At 51.3% G+C, this 16,222-nt stretch carries 11 protein-coding genes and 2 pseudogenes; 12 read left to right on the top strand and 1 reads right to left on the bottom strand.

From position 1 onward, the window contains the following. Window positions 1–105: 105 nt before the first annotated feature. A pseudogene (locus IDH41_RS30710) lies at window positions 106–927 on the top strand (NAD(P)-dependent alcohol dehydrogenase); the annotation flags it as partial. A gap of 102 nt (window positions 928–1,029) precedes the next feature. After that, window positions 1,030–2,769: a Rieske (2Fe-2S) protein gene (locus IDH41_RS30715; RefSeq protein WP_190868102.1), complete on the top strand. Its 1,740-nt coding sequence runs from the start codon at window positions 1,030–1,032 to the stop codon at window positions 2,767–2,769. A 182-nt stretch (window positions 2,770–2,951) separates the two neighbouring features. Here IDH41_RS30715 and IDH41_RS30720 read toward each other — a convergent pair whose 3' ends face one another. Beyond that, window positions 2,952–3,839, bottom strand: a complete 888-nt coding sequence (locus tag IDH41_RS30720) for a LysR family transcriptional regulator (RefSeq protein ID WP_190868104.1) — start codon at window positions 3,837–3,839, stop codon at window positions 2,952–2,954. 314 nt (window positions 3,840–4,153) lie between these two features. Here IDH41_RS30720 and IDH41_RS30725 point away from each other — a divergent pair, with 314 nt between their 5' ends. From IDH41_RS30725 to IDH41_RS30765, 10 genes and pseudogenes are all read left to right on the top strand, one after another. Further along, entirely contained in the window at window positions 4,154–5,338 is a 1,185-nt protein-coding gene (locus IDH41_RS30725) for an MFS transporter (RefSeq protein ID WP_190868121.1), read from the top strand. A 209-nt stretch (window positions 5,339–5,547) separates the two neighbouring features. Beyond that, window positions 5,548–7,389, top strand: a complete 1,842-nt coding sequence (locus IDH41_RS32070) for a family 43 glycosylhydrolase (protein ID WP_190868107.1) — start codon at window positions 5,548–5,550, stop codon at window positions 7,387–7,389. A 67-nt stretch (window positions 7,390–7,456) separates the two neighbouring features. After that, window positions 7,457–8,311 carry an AraC family transcriptional regulator gene (locus IDH41_RS30735; protein ID WP_190868109.1) on the top strand — a complete coding sequence of 285 codons (855 nt, stop codon included), beginning with the start codon at window positions 7,457–7,459 and terminating at the stop codon, window positions 8,309–8,311. 137 nt (window positions 8,312–8,448) lie between these two features. Then, entirely contained in the window at window positions 8,449–8,973 is a 525-nt protein-coding gene (locus IDH41_RS30740; RefSeq protein WP_317890853.1) for an RNA polymerase sigma factor, read from the top strand. Then, a complete protein-coding gene (locus tag IDH41_RS30745) occupies window positions 8,957–9,775 on the top strand; it encodes a hypothetical protein (RefSeq protein ID WP_190868111.1) in 819 nt (272 codons plus the stop codon). The genes IDH41_RS30740 and IDH41_RS30745 overlap by 17 nt, the downstream gene beginning before the upstream one ends. A 128-nt stretch (window positions 9,776–9,903) precedes the next feature. Continuing rightward, a pseudogene (locus IDH41_RS31695) lies at window positions 9,904–10,008 on the top strand (dihydroxy-acid dehydratase); the annotation flags it as partial. Between the two features lie 147 nt (window positions 10,009–10,155). Then, window positions 10,156–11,190: an acyltransferase family protein gene (locus tag IDH41_RS30750; protein ID WP_190868113.1), complete on the top strand. Its 1,035-nt coding sequence runs from the start codon at window positions 10,156–10,158 to the stop codon at window positions 11,188–11,190. A 771-nt stretch (window positions 11,191–11,961) separates the two neighbouring features. Beyond that, a complete protein-coding gene (locus IDH41_RS30755; protein WP_190868115.1) occupies window positions 11,962–12,651 on the top strand; it encodes an aspartate/glutamate racemase family protein in 690 nt (229 codons plus the stop codon). Window positions 12,652–12,950: 299 nt separating this feature from the next. Then, entirely contained in the window at window positions 12,951–15,134 is a 2,184-nt protein-coding gene (gene glgP, locus IDH41_RS30760; protein WP_190868117.1) for an alpha-glucan family phosphorylase, read from the top strand. A gap of 204 nt (window positions 15,135–15,338) precedes the next feature. Then, on the top strand, window positions 15,339–16,222 hold an 884-nt coding region (locus IDH41_RS30765), incomplete at its 3' end, for an IS91 family transposase (RefSeq protein ID WP_190868119.1).

Below are 16,222 nucleotides of genomic sequence, written 5' to 3' on the forward strand. Positions count from 1 at the left end.
AAAGCCGTAGCGTCTGGGGATGTACAAGCCAAGATGGTGAAAGTGTGAGGAAATTGAAGATAAGCTAAGCATGAGATACGTTAAGTAACATAGACTCAAGAATTCGGGTGTTTAACCGGGGTAGGCTGCATGGTTGACTCCTGCGGGGAGTGCGTCAACTGCCATAAGGGAGAGGAGCAGTATTGCCTTAGCGGTAATACGGGCACTTATGGAGCCATCGACCGATACGGGCAATATACGCAGGGGGGCTATTCTACGCACATCGTCGTAACCGAAGACTTTGTGGTCAGAATTCCCGACGGTATGGAGCTTGACGCGGCCGCACCGCTCTTATGTGCAGGCATCACAACGTACTCGCCGCTGCGCCATTGGGGAGCCGCTCCCGGCAAGAAGGTAGCCGCGGTCGGACTTGGCGGGCTTGGTCATATGGCGGTTAAGATCGCTCATGCGATGGGCGCGGAAGTTACGGTCTTGTCGCAAACATGGAAGAAGAAAGAAGACGGTTTGCAGCTTGGCGCGGATCATTATTATGCCACGAGCGATCCGGAGACGTTTAAGAAGCTGGCTGGTACGTTCGACCTCATCGTGAATACAGTAAGCGCGAAAATCGATATTAATGCTTACCTGTCATTGCTGGCGCTGGACGGAACATTGGTCAACGTCGGTGCGCCAGCGGAACCGCTGCCCGTTCAGGTTTTTTCGTTGATCCCCCATCGTCGGTCGTTTGCTGGATCCATGATCGGTGGAATTCGCGAAACGCAGGAAATGCTTGACTTTTGCGCGGAACACAACATTACTCCCGAGATCGAGGTAATTTCCGCAAACCAAATCGATGAAGCCTGGGAGCGGGTATTAGCTTCAGATGTCCGGTATCGTTTTGTAATCGACATCGGCACGATGGAAACGGAGTCGCGAGTAAACCGGTAAACGATAAGAGGCATGCTTACACAGTGTGCCTCTTTACTTGTTCGAAATCATATCTATTATAATCAAGGAAAGCACATCATATCGGGAATTGGAGGCGTTTACATGAACGGTTGGATCCAGGCAGGTACGGTAGAAGAGCTTCGAGTGCAAGGACCGAAGCTGATTAAGGGGGGCATCGTGGTTTTTTATCACGAGGATGAAGTGCATGCGCTTGACAACCGTTGCCCTCACCTCGGATTTCCGCTCCACATGGGAAGTTTGTGCAACGGAATTTTGACATGCCATTGGCATCATGCGCGGTTTGACGTATGCAGCGGCGGAACGCTCGACCCTTGGGCGGACGATGTGCCGGTACACGATATAACCGTTCAAGACGGAGCGATTTGGGTCAACCCGAATTCCCGGAACGGCAAACAAGTCCAGCTGTATAAAGACCGGCTTCTGGGCGGCCTAGAGCAAAATATCGGTCTTGTCATAGCCAAGGCTATTGTAGGATTAATGGAGGCAGGCGTTCCCGAAACGGAAATCGCAGCGATTGGGATCGAATTCGGTGTCAAACAGCGCAGGCAAGGGTGGGGCTCCGGCTTAACGATTCTTACTGCGATGACTAACGTCCTGCCAAAGCTTGATAAACAAGGCCGTATCCTTGCTTTGTTTCAAGGGTTGCTGCGTACGACGCGCGACTCGGCCGGAAGCGGAACGCGCTTCTTGCTCGGTCCGCTCCCGAATACGGGCGTCTCCGAACAACGGTTGACGGAATGGTACCGCGATTGCATCGAGGTTCGGGATACGCGCGGCGCCGAACGGGTGCTTCTTACCGCTTTGCAGACGGAGGCGGAGGAGAAGCGGTTATTCTCAATGATGAGCATGGCCGCGACGGACCATTTCTATATGAATGGCGGCCATACGCTGGACTTCCATAATAAAGCATTCGAGAGCTTGAAATATGTCGGGGAAGAGCAGCGCAATGATGTGCTCGCTTCGCTCGTTCCGATGTTCGGAGACGCCTCGCGAAGCGAAGAGCTTCACAGTTGGCAGTCTCCGGTCAATTTGGTTCAGCCGTTGAAGGAAGCGTTCGACGAGCTGTCCGATAAGGAAGTTTCGTCTGGAGGCGGGGGCTCCGGTATCGACGACGAGGAGCTGCTCCAAGCGCTGCTCGGCGACGATCCGCTAAGTACGGTTCGCGTGCTGAAGGAAGCTTTGCTCGGCGGCGCCTCTCCGGTGCGCATCTCGCAAATCGCCGCACTCGCTGCGGCGGAACGGGTCGTCCGCTTCCATACGCAGAACGATTTCGGGGACTGGATTTCGGTGCTGCACACGTTTACGCATGCTCACGCCGTTCACGAAGGTTTGATCCGTTCCGCCGATCCATGGCTGGTTCGCGGCATTTTCCATACGGCGGCTACGATTTACCTCGACCGGTTTTTGAACATCCCGGCTGCCCCGAGACCGGCTGCAATTGAAGCGGCCGAAGAAGTGCCGCAGCCAACGGAACTTCTTGAGATTCTCGACAAGCAGCAGCAGGTGGCGCCGGCGGCGGCATGGGTGATTCGCTATATGCGCAGCGGCGGAAAGCCGGAGTCTCTATTCAATATATTGGGGCATGCGCTGCTTCGAGAGGATGCGGAATTCCACTCCTTCCAGATGTACGAGGCAGCCGTGGCGGAATATGACCGCTGGTCTTCCGAATCGGGGCCTTTCGCCGAGAAAGCCCGCGAAACGCTGATTGTTGCGGTTACCCGTTACTTGGCGGCGCATGCTCCGACTTCCCGCGAGACGCCGCATACGGCGAAAATTGCATGGCGCCTCCATCGCGGCGAGAAGTTGTTCGAAGATAAGTAAGCGGCCTATTATCGGAGCTTTCACCTTGTACTTGTTGACTTCAAAATAATGCAAGAAGCTGCCGGATGAACCGGCAGCTTCTTGCGTTTCGCGGGAACTACTGAGCATCTTGCTGCTCCTCTTTATAATCAATAATTGCTGCTTGTTGTGAGGGTTTTAGTTCCACGCGAGCATAACGTTAATCAAAATTTCGCCTGGATTCTTTTTAAAAATAGATCGGCGGCAGCCGAAAAGACCCGATGCTTTTTCCAAACGATATTTAAGCCGGATTCAAGTCTTGGCTCCAGCGGTTTGAAACAAAGGTTACTATCGCTGGACGTATTCACGATTTTATCAAGAGTTAATGCATAACCGATGCCTTCTTCAACCATAATGGCAGCATTATAGGCAAGATTGTATGTGGTCACGACGTTTAATTTATCAAAATCATCACCAAACCAATCCGCAAATTCATTTTTAGAAAAGGTCTGCTTCATAGCCTGTCGGGAACAGATTAGCGGAACAGTTAATAAATCCGCTGCTTGAATGGTATCTTTGCATGCAAGCGGGCTGTCTTTCCGCATAACAACGCCCCAAACATCCTTGGCCGGGATATTGATAGAATTGTATTTCGATAAATCGGCGGGTTGAATCAAAATGCCAAAGTCAAGCAGTCCCTTGTCGAGCCGTTCCGTCACGTCATCTTCGTTGCCGCTGTAGAGGTGATACCGTATATTGGGATAGCTTAACTGTAAGTCCCTTACTACCCGTGCGATCTGTTTCATGACTTCCGTTTCCCCGCCGCCAATGTAAATGTCACCGCTTATAGTCTCTTCCATGGATCTAAATTCAGCCTCTAATTTATCGACCATATCGACGATTTCTTCCGCTCTCTTTCTTAAGAGCATTCCTTCCTCCGTGAGAATGATACTGTGGCTGCTGCGATTAAATAGCTTTTTTCCTAACTGTTGTTCAAGATCTTTTAATTGTCTAGACAAGGTTGGCTGTGTAAGATGCAAAAAATCAGCCGCCGCCGTAATGCTTCCTTCTCGCGCAACCGTAAGAAAATAACGCAAAACTCTAACTTCCATCCATACTCCTCCTTCATGGTTTACAATACATGTTCAAGAAATGCTTATCAAGCATATCTTGATATGAGATATGAGTATTTGTTATACGAAAAAAGCTCGCTAAAATAAATAACAGAGGAGTGATGGACATCAGCGCGATGGAGGAAGAATAACGAGTAGCCTTGGCAATAGTAGGGGAGCCCTTAAGAATGCATGAAATTTACTTTCGGGAGGAAGAAAATGTCTATAAAAAAACCGGCGCTGACGCCGTTGGCATCGCAGAGCAAAAGATCGGCAGATCGCTGCCTACCGCGATCTGTCGACGTCCATGGCCTATGAAGAATAATCGAAATCCATTACTTGTCTATATATTAACCTTGGGTGTATTCGGTATCTTGAATACCGAGATGGGCGTGATCGGAATCTTGCCTCTGATTGCGGACCAGTACCAGGTCAGCGTCTCCACTGCAGGGTTGATCGTGAGTCTCTTTGCGCTTGCGGTTGCCGTCTCCGGTCCCGTTCTGCCTTTATTGTTTTCGGGCATGAACCGCAAGAAAGTCATGTTGCTTGTGCTTGGCATTTTTATTGCGGGCAACCTTGTCTCCGCCTTCACGTCAAACTTTGCCGTGTTATTGATTGCGCGTGTCGTTCCGGCTTTTTTCCATCCTGTTTATTGTTCCTTGGCATTTTCCGTCGCAGCGGCGTCCGTCAGCAAGGAACAATCTTCGAAGGCAGTGGCCAAAGTATTCGTTGGCGTCTCTGCGGGGATGGTGCTTGGCGTACCGGTCTCGAGTCTGATCGCCAACGCCGCTTCGCTTACCTATGCGATGTTGTTCTTTGCTGCCGTAACGATCGTCGCATTCGTCGCGACGCTCCTGTTCGTACCGTCGATGCCTGTTGCGCAAAGGCTCTCTTACGGCACGCAATTGCGCGTATTAAGAAGATCCGTGACCTGGCTTTCCATTGCCGGTGTCATCTTCATGAACGGAGCCGTATTCGGGGTGTACAGTTATCTGGCCGAGTATTTGAAGACAGTAACGAATTATGACTGGAACACCATCAGTTTGATGTTATTTGTATACGGTGCGGCCAATATTATCGGAAACATGATTGCTGGGAAGCTGCTTGCCAAGCATCCATCAAGAACGGTAATGTCTTATCCAATTGCATTGGCTGCCGTTTACATCATGCTTTTCATCATGGGACCGTTCAGTATGCCAGTGGCCTTCCTTATATTGATATGGGGAATATTGGGCGGCATAGGCGGCAACCTTGCGCAGTATTGGGTTGTGTCCGCAGCGCCGGAGGCTCCCGAATTCGCAAATGGGATCTTTCTGACATCCGCCAACTTGGGAACAACGATCGGTGCAAGCGTATGCGGACTGATCATTTCAGGAATGAGTACAAAATATGTCGTAATTGGGGGAATCTTGTTCCTGCTTTTAAGTATCGCAGCGATTTATCCAAGAATTTACATGTATGATCGAATCCGGCGTGGACGAGCTCGCGGAAAAACTTGAAGGTATGAGTGCTGATTTTACGTTAACGATTGAAAAAATGGATTAATGGTATCCGAATTCGACCGTCGAATCCGGTTTTTTTACAACGTGTTTGATAAGGAGAAGCAGCCGCTTTCGGGAACTTTCGAAGCCGTTAACGGTCTATAATGGGGTTAGTCTGATCGCGATCGGAACAACCCTATTCTTACATACCGGAGGTGACGGAACAAATGCGCATTGCTATCGGCTTTAAATTAACGGCGCTTGTTCTTCTGATCATGCTGACTCTGACATCTATTGGGGCTTACGGATCTTCAGCCGCATCCACATTAAACTACTCGAATCCGATCAACACGGCTGGGGCGGATCCATACATTATGCTGCATTCGGACGGATATTATTATTTTACGCGCACATTAGGCAACAGACTGGATATTTGGAAATCTAGATCGCTGATAGCCATCGATTTGGGTGAACGAAAAACGATTTGGACGCCGCCTTCCGGTTTAAAGGACATTTGGGCCCCTGAAATCCACAATATCGGCGGCAAATGGTATATCTACTACACGGCGAACACCGGATGCGGCGATGACTGCCGGGGGATATACGTCCTGGAGAACGATTCCGCGGATCCTTTGCAGGGAGATTGGACCGACAAAGGCAAAATGAACTTGCCGTATTCGGGATTGGACGGCACGGTATTCGACCATAACGGCCAGTTATACTTCCTGTACGCGGCATATGGGGATTGGTCAGGCAGCCACGGCAGCGCGATTGCCATCGCGATGATGTCGAATCCGTGGACGCTGGACGGAGATAATGTCATTCTGACGAAGCCGGAATACAGCTGGGAAAAGAAAGGCATGCCTGTAAACGAAGGCGCCGTCATATTGAAAAGGAACGGCAAAATATTTCTCGTCTATTCCGCGAGCGCCTGCTGGGAAGATGATTACTCGCTTGGCATTCTGACAGCTGACGATACAAGCGACTTACTGAATCCCGCATCATGGACGAAGAGTGAGCAGCCGGTATTCGCCAAGTCGCCGGAAAATGGCGTTTACGGACCGGGACATAACTCCTTCGTCCAATCCAAGGACGGTACGCAGGATTTGATCGTGTACCATGGCAACAGCGGACCCGGTCAAGGATGCGGCCCAAGACCGACAAGAGTGCAGCCTTTTACTTGGATGAACGACGGTTCACCGAACTTTGGCATTCCGACGAACGGTCCTCTTGCCGTTCCATCCGGCGATTATCGGATTGAAGCGGAGCACGGAGTACCAGTCAAAGCGCAAATAAAAGAGAAGAAAGGCGCGTCCGGCGGCAAAATCGTACGACTCAATAATAGCAATAGTTCCTTAACGATCAAGGATGTCATTGTGCCGGAGGAAGGCAGCTACACATTAAACGTTCGATATTCGGGCGCCGCCGGCCCCAAGGCCTCGGTGAACGTATCGGTGAACGGCAAACCCGCCTTGTTGATGGCGTTACCTCGCATTGGAAGCAATCAATACGCGACCGCTGCGATACAAGTCGAGTTGAAGAAAGGCTACAACAACCTAATCGAATTTACGAAAGGCAAGCATGCCGTCGAAATCGATTCTATTGAGCTTGCCGGCAGCCATACGTTCTCGGTCAAGCCTGGAGCCGAATACAAGCTGATTAACCCGTACGGCGGCAAGGCGCTGGATGTAGCGGATGCAGGCATGGCGGACGGAACGTGGACCCAGATGTCGGACGACTCCAACGGAACAGCTGCGCAGCGCTGGAAAATTGCCTTGAACGAGGACGGAACCTACACCATAATCAATCCGAACTCCGGCAAAGCGTTGACCGTACTGGATCCTGCGGAAGCCTGGGGAAGAGTGGGCATCACAGAGAATCAGGGTCTGGATACGCAGAAATGGAAACTCATCGATACCGGCAACGGCTACTGCAAATTAATCAACGTACAGACGGGAAAAGCGCTCGATGTAAGCGGAGCCAGCATCAACAGCGGAGCGGGTGTTGGCACTTGGAAGGACCTTCCGGGCGGAGTCGCGCAGCTGTGGCTGTTCTATCGGTTGGACTGAAGTTGTAAGCGCATTCGTTTTCCATTACAATGAGGGAAACCATTCTCTATAAAGGCATGGGATCCCGATGAGATACGAATTTGTGGAAAATATCGAGCATTTTGCCCCTCATGCGTTTGCGGGAGAGCAGGGTACGGGCTTGTTCCGCTCTCACTCCCACGTCACCGACGAGATTACGCTTATTCTTGAAGGAGAGGGCCATTATTCCTCAAATGACCAAAACGTACAGGTTGCGGCGGGTGATCTGATCCTCATTCCGCCCGGCATCGTACACGGCTTCGTGTGCTTGAAAGCGTGGAACGGGATCTCGATCCATTACGATTCCCAGAGCATCCCGTCTTACTGCCAATATTTGCTTCAACATGCCTACAGGCAGTATCCGAATCAAATATTAATATCGCGGCTGAACCGGACTCGCTTAGAAAGAGTGAAGGCGGCAATACAGCAGCTGGAAGAAGAATGCGTATGGGTGCGGTTGAATGAAAATTCGTATTCGCAGGACCTGATACGTAATGCGCTGGAAGCGATACTGCTTTCCTACCTGACGAACGCTCCCGGACCTTCGGAGCCGGCTATTGACGGCGAAGACTGCGATGAACGGATGATACAAGACGCGTTGAAAGAAATTCATCTGACCTATTTTACTTCGTTGAAGATTGCCGATTTGGCGGCGCGCCGCTTCCATTCCGAGAGCGTCTTCCGCAAAAAATTTTCGAAGCGCGTAGGCTTATCGCCAAAGCAGTATATTATCTCCGTCCGGTTGAACGAAGCCAAACGGCTGCTGCGTCATACCGACAAGCCTGTCGAGTTCATCGCCTCCGAAGTCGGATTTACGTCCTCCAGCCGCTTCTATGAACTGTTCGTCAAACATGTAGGCAAAACGCCCTTGGAATGGCGAAATGAATCGTACCACAACCCTTAGCCCGGCTGCGTGCCGGGCTATTTTTCGTCTTTGCCATTTGAACGATTCCGCTTTTGGCCGTTTTTTTTAACCCGCAGCAAACTTTCCGCCGACCTGCCGGGTAATACTTATAGAACAGCTTGAAAGAGGTGAACGAGGTGGAGAAGGAAATCATCAGCCGGATCGTGCAAGGCGACCGGGGCGCGTTCCGGACGCTGTACGACGAGTACTTCGACTATGCGATGCGAACGGCGATGCTCGTAACGAAGAACGGCGAGTGGGCGAAGGACGCGGTGCAGGAGACGTTCCTTCGCGTATACCGCAATTGCTGGCAATACGATGCTTCGAAGCCGTTTAAACCGTGGTTTTATTGCATTTTGTTAAGAGAGTGCTATAGGGTCATGGAACGGGAGAAGAAGGTGGTGCCGTTCGGGGAGCAGCTGGAGCGGATCGCCGTGGAGCCGGATTTGCCGGATGACAGGGTAGATGTCTACGAAGCGATGCAATCGCTGAACGACATATACCGAATACCGCTCCTGCTGAAATACGTGCACGATTATTCGGAGAAAGAGATCGCGGACATGCTGGAGCTGAACGTCAATACGCTGAAGTCGCGTCTCTTCAAGGCGCGCGAGAAGATGAGAGATCGCTTGGGAGGGGAGCCGCATGGATCGGAAGCTTAAGGACGAACTAATGAAGAAATCGAATTATCCCGACGATTGGAAGGAAGAGATCTGGGGTCGGCTGGAAGCCCAACTGGATCGGGTAGAGGTGGACGCGACCTCGGACAACACGCAGAGCATTCCTGCAGAACGGCCGGAGCCGCAAGAAGAGCCGCTGCCGCAACGCAGCAACAATAACAAGAACAAGCATAAGGGGATGAGAACCTTGAAAATATGGATAGGCGTAGCAACCGCGGCCGTTGCCGCAACGGTATTCTTGTCGCTGCCGGCAGGCACGGCGATGATGAACAGCGTGAAGAACTGGTTCGTGCCGGAGAAGAAGATCGAGATTGAAGTGGAAGGACATAAGGAAGAGACGAACGGCCAAGTTCATGTCGACGATACGAGCGACTACGCCATCTATTATGACAAGGATCGATATAAGCTGGTCGAAGGAGACGGCAAGGACGTCATCACGACGATCGATCCGCTGCCGGAGCCGTACCCGGAAGTGTCGCTGACGATTGAGCAAAAGGCGGATGTATTGCCCGAGGAGCTGGCAAAGCAGATCGCCGGGCAGCTCCAAGGCGAATACGCTCGCGTCGACGCGATCGAACGCGTCACGGCGCCGGTCGACGGCTATCTCGTCCACGCCATCGACGGCAGCGACCGGCTCAGCGAAGTGACGAACGTCTACGTGGTCAGCAACAAGAAGCAAGGCAGCTTCGTCCTGTCGGGACGCTACTTCCTCGAAGCCGCGGAAGGGCACGGGGCAAGGTTCTACCATACGCTGGAGCAGTTCGAGGTGCTGGCGGACGAATAAGATTTGGCGCTTTAAACAATTGAATAAACATAGAATCAAAGAGGAAGGTGCGTTAAGCGCCTTCCTCTTATTTATAAGCGAAGTAACCCCGTGCAATATGCATATCAATAAATTGGCCGTTCAAGCCAAAATGGGCACAGCCTCCGCTTAAAGTAAATTCCGGCGTACTAGCCAAGTATGCAAGACTCGTTTCGTCTGCGTCTAAAGGCGCAGTTACCGATAGTTCAGAATAAATAAGCATAAACCGATTCAGACCGGACGAATAGAGACTGTCGTAAAAAAATAAGTAATTCTTTTGCTTTGATTAAAAGCCTCTTTATCGTTTGCGGTTATCTTTATTAAGAAGATGATACGTGAATGGAAGGAGGCTTTTTGTTGTTATGAAACCGAATTACAGCGGACTCGATTGGCTCAAATTTGCAGCGGCCATTCTGGTTGTTGCCAACCATACGGGACCGCTGCAAAGCTTCAGTCCTTATGCCGATTTTCTGCTAAGCGGCGTGCTTACGCGTGTTGCGGTTCCCGTGTTTTTCATGTCCTCCGGGTTCTTTTTGTTCCGTAAGCTGACCGGCGATTCCGCAGCCGATTTGGCCGCCCTGCATCGCTATGCCGCAAAAGCGGGCAAGCTATACGTCATTGCGATTGCATTGTACATTCCGCTCAACCTGTATACGGGTTACTTTATAACGGATTTCTCCGTTTATTCCATGATTAAGGATCTTGTGTTTGACGGCACCCTCTATCATCTGTGGTATTTGCCTGCGCTGTTGATCGGAATATACCTGACTTTCTTCTTATACAAGAGGATGTCGATGAAGGGGATGCTGGCGGCAGCCGGAATCCTGTATGCCATAGGCATGCTGGGCGGCAGCTACTACGGTATCATTGAAGGTCATCAGGGATTCGTGCAAATTTATGACGGAATGTTTACCTTGTTCGATTACACGCGCAACGGACTGTTTTATGCACCCGTTTATATTGCTTTAGGCGCATGGGCAGCGAAGCAGCCCAACAAGGAGGGAAGCGGGGCCGTGCAAGCCGGCTTGTTCGCCGCATCGCTCGGCATGATGTTCGCGGAAGGGATCCTCTTGCATGCGGCGGATATCCCAAGGCATGAAGGGATGTATATGTTTGCCCTGCCGGCATCCTATTATTTGTTCCGATGGGCGCTCCACTGGAGGGGCAGATCGGGCAAAGGCTTCAGAGAATGGCGGGTATGGATTTATATTTTGCATCCCTACGCCATCGTTCTTGTTCGCGGAGCATCGGAGGCTGTACATCTGGACCATTTGTTTATTCAAAAAAGTATGCTGCATTTCGCCGCTGTCTGCCTGCTGTCGATCGTTATGGCCGCGGCAGCCGTCAAGCTTGAGCAGACGCCTCGTATAATTGGACAAGCCAGGAAACACTATTGACTGACGATTGAGAGGGGGCGGTAATGCAATTAAGTCGGATTTAAAAGGACCGCAGAGGATCAATCGGCCTTCGTGAATCTTATCCATGAGCGCGCGGCAAGACTAGGGAATATTGGCACCTTGTCCTTTTTTTACAATCTCAACTACGCGCCTGAACCTGGGCGCCCGATCAGAGGCCTGCTCGATCCAAAGCCGTGTCGGAAGACCTCGGCCGACTGGAGCAGGGGCAACTCCAGGATGAGGGGTGGGGGGTGGACTTCACCAGCTACTCAGACGCAGCCTCCCTGGAATGGCGCGGATACGTCACAGTCGGCGCAGTCGCCGTGCTGCGCATGAATGGGCGCTGACGGAGCGAGCGATTCACCCTTGTCCCACTAAATTCAAACCCGTAGCTCGAGCTCAAGACTACCGCGAAGTCGAGTTTGGGAAGCTCATCATGTTTGAGAACGATCGTGAAGGCTTCGAAATGTTCGTTTGCGGGTTCAGATATATTGCGACGGAGCCAATGGTTCCAGGATGTCGTCGTTGAAATGGAAGAGGCTGCATCGTCCTTTGAAAGGTAAGTACGAACAGCTTTTTTTATACTTTTTTCAATGTTGAACCATTACGAAAGAGGAGTAAAATTTATAGTATAATAACTTGGAGGCGAATGGCTTAATGTCTACTGGACGAATAAAAGAACTGCAGCCTACAGATGTTATACCCGGATTAGTGAACTCATTTATCATACCAGACAGTTTAAATTGTTGAATTCTTAAAGGGGAATAAAAAATGAAAATAATCGGAATGCTTGGTGGTATGAGCTGGGAAAGTACCGTTCTTTATTATCAGATAGTGAATGAAGTCGTTAAGAATGAACTAGGTGGTTTACACTCGGCAAAAATCTTAATGTACAGTGTTGATTTTGCTGAAATTGAAGAATGTCAGGCGAACGGCGACTGGGATAAGAGCGCGTCCATTTTGTCTGAAGCAGCGCAGAATTTACAAAAGGGCGGAGCCGACTTCATCATCATTTGCACGAATACCATGCACAAAGTCGCTCCGCAAATTCAGGCGAATATTCATATTCCCATCATCCATATAGCTGAAGCGACTGCAAATGAATTGCTGCTGCACAAAATTCAAAAGGTTGCGCTGCTAGGTACTAAATACACCATGACGCAAGACTTCTATAAAAAGAAACTGATTGATGCGGGGATTAAAGTTCTGATTCCAAATGAACAGGATATTGAAGTGGTCAACGACATTATTTATGATGAACTGTGTCTGGGGACTGTTTCTGAACTGTCCAAGAAAAAGTATCTTGAAATTATGGATCGACTAGCCGCTCATGGAGCCCAAGGCGTAATTTTGGGCTGTACAGAGATAGGATTACTTATTCAGCAAGAGGACAGCTCATTACCCGTCTTTGATACGACAAAGCTACATGCAGAAATGGCAGCTAGATTAGCATTAAAGTGAATAGCAATTGAACCTTCTCTGTGGATGAGTGGAAGGTTTTTCTTGCGAACACCGAGAGGGCTACCGCGTGGAAGCCCTTCGTTTTCTGAATTTTTTATAGTTTTACATAACATAAATGGACACCCATTGCAAAGAGTATGGGAAGTCCATTTATTTGTGTTGAAATAGAAAGTGGTGGTTACCGCACCGCGACACCCTTGCCATAGGCACCTGTACCGCAAGCCGGCATATAGTATAGAGGCATCAAGTCAGGCGCTTACAAGGCGAAGCGCAACTTTTCGCGAAAATGAGGTGGGATGATGTCAAACGGTGGTGTAGCGTATTTCTCGGCAGAGTTCGGGCTTGACGAATCTTTGCCGATTTACTCGGGGGGCCTTGGCATATTGGCAGGCGACCATATCAAGGCGGCCGCAGACATGAATGTTCCGCTTACGGGCGTAGGCATATTTTACGGTAACGGTTACTTCCAGCAGCGCATCGACGAGGGCGGCTCGCAGCAGCATCTGTATCCCACTATCAACCCAGAGGTGAGCTCCTACCCGGTTCGTCTCGTGCGGGATGCCGAAGGACGGCCTCTCGTCGTCGACGTGATGATAGGCGGCAGACAGGTGTATGCGAAAGCGTGGTCTGTGCAAGTGGGTTCGGTCACGCTGTACCTGCTCAATGCCGACGTTGAATCGAATAGCGACGCGGACCGCCGCTTGACCGACACGCTCTATCCGAGCGAGCAAGACGTTCGCATAAGTCAGGAAATGATCCTCGGCATCGGCGGTGCCAGACTGCTTGCTGCGCTGGGCATCCGGCCGGACGTCTGGCATATGAATGAAGGGCACCCGGCGTTCCTGACGCTCGAGCGCATCCGCATGCTGTCCGCCGAAGGCGTTCCGTTCGAGACGGCACGCGAAGCGGTTAAGGCGAGCACTGTATTCACGACGCACACACCGGTTCCGGCCGGGCATGATGTCTTCTCCATAGACATGGTGGACCGTTATTTCGGCGACTATTACTGGCAGCTCGGCACGGACAGGGAGCAGGTGCTGTCGCTCGGCCGAGCGGGCGACGCGTTCAACATGACACGGCTTGCCGTCAGCATGTCGTCGAAGGTGAACGGGGTGAGCAAGCTGCATGGCGAAGTGACCCGAGAGCTGTTCCATCGGTGGATGCCGCATATTCCGAGACAGGACATTCCTGTCGAATCGGTCACGAACGGCATCCATATCGGGACGTGGCTGTCCGCCGGCATGAAGGAGCTGTTCGACCGGCACCTCCCGTCCGACTGGGCCGTCCGCACGGCGGAACCGAACGTATGGGCTGCCGTGCGGGATATCCCGCACTTCGAGCTGTGGGAGGCGCATCAGCGGGCGAAATCCGAGATGGTCCGGGAATTGGGCTTGCCGATTGCCTCGTCCGGCGGAGGACCGTTGATCGTCGGCTTCGCCAGGCGATTTGCGACGTATAAGCGGGCACTTCTCATCTTCCGCGACCTGGAGAGGCTCGCGCACATTCTGGGCGATCCGCAGCGCCCCGTGTGCCTGGTTTTCGCCGGCAAGGCGCATCCCGCGGACGATCCTGGACAGGAATTAATCCGCAGATTAGTGGAACTATCCAGGGAGGATAGGTTCAAGGGCAGCGTTCACATCATAGAGAACTATGCGATGGATAAGGCGAAGAAGCTGGTCCAAGGCGTCGACGTTTGGCTCAACACTCCCGTGAAGCCGATGGAAGCAAGCGGTACAAGCGGGCAAAAGGCGGCCATAAACGGCGTACTCAACTGCAGCGTATTGGATGGCTGGTGGGCGGAAGGCTATAACGGGCGGAACGGCTGGGCCATCGAAGGCGCGACAGACGGCGACCTCGAGTACCAGTCGCAGCAGGACAGCGAAGCGCTTTACCGGCTGCTCGAGGAAGAGATTATTCCGCTGTTCTACATGCGTGATGATCGCGCGGTCCCAACGGAATGGGTCAACCTGATGAAAGAGTCGATCTGCTCAATCGCGCCCGTCTTCAACACCCACAGAATGGTAAGCGACTACTGGCACAAGTTGTATGTCCCCACGTCTATAAGAGGGAACCGGTTCGCCGCTGACAACTTCGAGGTCGCATCAAGGGTTGCCGCCTACAAGAAATTCATCCGAGACAACTGGTCCGGCGTCAGCGTCAGGAAAGCGGACATTTTGGCCGACCGCAGCAGCAGAATCGGGCTGAACAAGACGGCCTTTCGTGCCGAAATCGGGCTCGGCGCCATCTGGCACAAGGACGTCCGCGTGGAGGCGGTCGGCTCCGACGGCCGTCGCGGCATCTGGAAGGCGAAGCTGGAGCCGGTACAGCAGCTGGCCAAGGGACTGTACGTTTACGAGGGCGCATCGCCCGACGTCTCGATCAACATTTGGAAGTCTAACGTGAACGTGAGGGTCACGCCGATCAGCCCGGATTTCACGACCGATTTCGAGATGGAGCTGGCCGCTTGGGGGATAACGGAATAACGGCGTACAAGACGACGGAGCCATGAAGGACACCGTCGTCTTGCATGCGGGCAATACGATCAGGATTGAAGAGGTTAGTGAGACAAATGCTACCGGTCAATGCATTAGAACCCGCGAAAATCGCGGTTTTTTCATTGTTTAGGAAATTATGCGAATCTAAAAACTGTGGATAATTACGTCGAAATAAATAGGGGGGAGATGGGCGTGGAGAAACAGGAGACGTGGAAGAAATGCGGAATTGTAAAAAAGATCTTGAAAGATCATTTTCATGGATTTTGGGAACTCCATGCGAATCATTTCCCTAAAGAATTGCAGACGGCTATACCGGAAGCTGTGAAGAAGGCAACTCGATGTGGAACGAAGGATATGGGGTTTGCAAGGTACGAATGTATGGGGTGTACGGAAGGGACCCCAGAACCGGTTCTCATCTGCTTTACGTGTAAGAGCCGTTTCTGCCATGGATGTGGGAAAAAGTATACAGACGATTGGGCTGAGAAGCAGCAGGAGCGAATCTTGAATGTGCCGCATCGTCATACTGTTTTTACGGTGCCGAAAGAGCTTCGAAAGTACTTTTTCGAGGATAGAGGTCGGCTGAACGAACTTAGCAAAGAAGTGGCGAAGGTCATTCAGTACTATTATCGCCGTAAAAATAAAAGCAAGCAGTACGAGGTTGGTGTAATCACGGTTATTCATACATTTGGCCGGGACTTGAAATTTAATCCGCATATACATGCTTTAGTGACGGAAGGTGCACTTGACTGTCATCGGCAATGGAAAAGCGTCGAATATATATCCTTTACGTATTTGAGAAAGTCGTGGCAGAAACTATTGATGAATCTCATGTTGAAATGGTTCCCGAGCGACGAGAAGGTCCAAGCGTTGGTAAATCAACTTTACCAACGATACAAGCATGGGTTTTATGTCAATGCAGAACAGCGTATGAAGGATGCCCGCGGAGCAGCCAAATACATTGGTCGTTATTTGGCGCGCCCTGCAATTGCAGAGTATCGGATTATCAAGTACGACTACCATAAGGTGCATTATTGGTATGAAGATCATCAGACCGGGAAGCGAGTAGATGTAGTGGC

Source organism: Paenibacillus arenilitoris, assembly GCF_014705655.1.
In the GTDB taxonomy this organism is placed as follows: Bacteria; Bacillota; Bacilli; order Paenibacillales; family Paenibacillaceae; genus Pristimantibacillus; species Pristimantibacillus arenilitoris.